The following is a 449-nucleotide window of genomic DNA, read 5'->3' on the forward strand; positions in this document are numbered from 1 at the left end:
TCGTTCGTGGCCCGCACCGTCGACTCCGACCGCAAACACCTCACCGACGTCCTGCGCCAGGCCGCCGCCCACCCCGGCACCGCACTCGTCGAGATCTACCAGAACTGCAACATCTTCAACGACGGCGCCTTCGAGATCCTCAAAGACCGCCAACAGGCCGAAGAAGCCGTCATCCGCCTCGAACACGGCCGGCCCATCCGCTTCGGGACGGACGGGGCCCGCGGCGTCATCCGCGACGAGACCACCGGCGACCTCAAGGTCGTCACCGTCACCCCCGACAACGAGGCCCGCATCCTCGTCCACGACGCCCACACCCCCTCCCCCACCACCGCCTTCGCCCTCTCCCGACTCGCCGACCCCGACACCCTGCACCACACCCCCATCGGCGTGTTCCGCTCCATCGACCGGCCCGTCTACGACACACAGATGGCCGACCAACTGGACAAGGC

The 449-nt window shown here is 68.6% G+C and carries 1 pseudogene; it reads left to right on the top strand.

Annotation, left to right across the window (positions count from 1 at the left end):
* Positions 1-449: pseudogene (locus M8J73_RS44630) on the top strand (2-oxoacid:ferredoxin oxidoreductase subunit beta); the annotation flags it as partial.

Origin of the sequence: Streptomyces neyagawaensis (genome assembly GCF_023516595.1) — a bacterium.
Classification (GTDB): Bacteria; Actinomycetota; Actinomycetes; order Streptomycetales; family Streptomycetaceae; genus Streptomyces; species Streptomyces neyagawaensis.